The organism is Exiguobacterium sp. s161 (assembly GCF_018619045.1).
Classification (GTDB): Bacteria; Bacillota; Bacilli; order Exiguobacteriales; family Exiguobacteriaceae; genus Exiguobacterium_A; species Exiguobacterium_A indicum.
Map to the genome: position 1 here is coordinate 1 of NZ_JACSNH010000015.1, position 2,951 is coordinate 2,951.

Here is a 2,951-nt window from a genome sequence, read left to right on the forward strand (position 1 = left end):
GCATCTGCTAGAACAAGGCCTCGACCGATTAGTATCACTCAGCTCCACATGTCGCCATGCTTCCACCCGTGACCTATCTACCTCATCGTCTCTGAGGGGTCTTTCTTGATTACTCAAAGGGAAATCTCATCTTGGAGGGGGCTTCATGCTTAGATGCTTTCAGCATTTATCCCGTCCGCACGTAGCTACCCAGCGATGCTCCTGGCGGAACAACTGGTACACCAGCGGTGCGTCCATCCCGGTCCTCTCGTACTAAGGACAGCTCTCCTCAAATTTCCTGCGCCCACGACGGATAGGGACCGAACTGTCTCACGACGTTCTGAACCCAGCTCGCGTACCGCTTTAATGGGCGAACAGCCCAACCCTTGGGACCTACTCCAGCCCCAGGATGCGATGAGCCGACATCGAGGTGCCAAACCTCCCCGTCGATGTGGACTCTTGGGGGAGATCAGCCTGTTATCCCCAGGGTAGCTTTTATCCGTTGAGCGATGGCCCTTCCATGCGGAACCACCGGATCACTAAGCCCGACTTTCGTCCCTGCTCGACTTGTAGGTCTCGCAGTCAAGCTCCCTTCTGCCTTTGCGCTCTACGAATGATTTCCAACCATTCTGAGGGAACCTTTGGGCGCCTCCGTTACTGTTTAGGAGGCGACCGCCCCAGTCAAACTACCCGCCTGACACGGTCCTCCAGCCGGATCACGGCTGCGAGTTAGAGACTCTATGCATGAAGGGCGGTATCCCAAGGGTGACTCCTCCGAAGCTGGCGCTCCGGGCTCGACGTCTCCCGCCTATCCTGTACATCATGCACAAAGCCTCAATATCAGGCTGTAGTAAAGCTCCATGGGGTCTTTCCGTCCTGTCGCGGGTAACCTGCATCTTCACAGGTACTATGATTTCACCGGGTCTCTCGTTGAGACAGTGCCCAAATCGTTACGCCTTTCGTGCGGGTCGGAACTTACCCGACAAGGAATTTCGCTACCTTAGGACCGTTATAGTTACGGCCGCCGTTTACTGGGGCTTCGGTTCAAAGCTTCGCTTGCGCTAACCCATCCCCTTAACCTTCCAGCACCGGGCAGGCGTCAGCCCCTATACGTCATCTTGCGATTTAGCAGAGACCTGTGTTTTTGCTAAACAGTCGTTTGGGCCTATTCACTGCGGCTCTACTCATGTAGAGCGTCCCTTCTCCCGAAGTTACGGGACCATTTTGCCGAGTTCCTTAACGAGAGTTATCCCGCGCGTCTTAGAATTCTCATCTCGCCTACCTGTGTCGGTTTACGGTACTGGCGCCTTCCCCCTCACTAGAGGCTTTTCTTGGCAGTGTGAAATCGTGACCTACGTCCCTACGGGACTCCGCGTCGTTCCTTGACTTTGGTGCCTGACGGATTTGCCAATCAGACGGTCTTGAAACTTGCACATGCACTTCCATCCGCATGCGTCACTATCCTCCTGCGTCCCCCCATTGTTCAAACGGTGGATCGGCGGTACAGGAATATCAACCTGTTATCCATCGCCTACGCCTTTCGGCCTCGGCTTAGGTCCAGACTAACCCTGAGCGGACGAGCCTTCCTCAGGAAACCTTGGGCTTTCGACGGAGGGGATTCTCACCCCTCTTTTCGCTACTCACACCGGCATTCTCACTTCCAAACGCTCCACTGCTCCTTCCGGTACAGCTTCGCAGCGGTTTGGAACGCTCCCCTACCATTCCTTACGGAATCCGCAGCTTCGGTGGTATGTTTAGCCCCGTTACATTTTCGGCGCGGCGCCACTCGACTAGTGAGCTATTACGCACTCTTTGAATGGTGGCTGCTTCTAAGCCAACATCCTAGCTGTCTAGGCAGCGCCACATCCTTTTCCACTTAACATACACTTTGGGACCTTAGCTGGCGGTCTGGGCTGTTTCCCTCTTGACTACGGATCTTATCACTCGCAGTCTGACTCCCGAGTATAAGTTGCTGGCATTCGGAGTTTAACTGAATTCGGTAACCCTGTGGGGGCCCCTAGTCCAATCAGTGCTCTACCTCCAGAACTCTCAACCTCGAGGCTAGCCCTAAAGCTATTTCGGGGAGAACCAGCTATCTCCAGGTTCGATTGGCATTTCACCGCTACCCACACCTCATCCCCGCACTTTTCAACGTGCGTGGGTTCGGACCTCCAGTCAGTGTTACCTGACCTTCATCCTGGACATGGGTAGATCACCTGGTTTCGGGTCTACGACAACGCACTGAACGCCCTGTTCAGACTCGCTTTCGCTACGGCTCCGCCTCATCGGCTTAACCTCGCGCGTTATCGTAACTCGCCGGTTCATTCTACAAAAGGCACGCCATCACCCGTTAACGGGCTCTGACTACTTGTAGGCATACGGTTTCAGGATCTATTTCACTCCCCTTCCGGGGTGCTTTTCACCTTTCCCTCACGGTACTGGTTCACTATCGGTCACTAGGGAGTATTTAGCCTTGGGAGATGGTCCTCCCGGATTCCGACGGGGTTTCACGTGTCCCGCCGTACTCAGGATCCACTCTGGAGGGAAAACAGTTTCAGCTACAGGGCTGTCACCTTCTTCGGCCGACCTTTCCAGGTCCTTCACCTACTGTCTTCCTTTTTGACTCCGTATAGAGTGTCCTACAACCCCGAAGAGCATGCTCTCCGGTTTGGGCTGTTCCCGTTTCGCTCGCCGCTACTCAGGGAATCGCATTTGCTTTCTCTTCCTCCGGGTACTTAGATGTTTCAGTTCCCCGGGTCTGCCTCACGCTACACTATGTATTCATGTAACATGTCCCATCCCATTACGGATGGTGGGTTCCCCCATTCGGAAATCTTCGGATCAAAGCATACTTACTGCTCCCCGAAGCATATCGCTGTTCGTCGCGTCCTTCATCGGCTCCTAGTGCCAAGGCATCCACCGTACGCCCTTCATACCTTGATCTAGCGTTGGTATTCTAAGAACACACGTCT

At 54.4% G+C, this 2,951-nt stretch carries 1 rRNA gene; it reads right to left on the bottom strand.

Annotated features, from left to right (window positions below):
- Positions 1 to 8: 8 nt before the first annotated feature.
- Positions 9 to 2,922, bottom strand: a 23S ribosomal RNA gene (locus tag KNQ14_RS16555).
- Between the last annotated feature and the right edge of the window lie 29 nt (positions 2,923 to 2,951).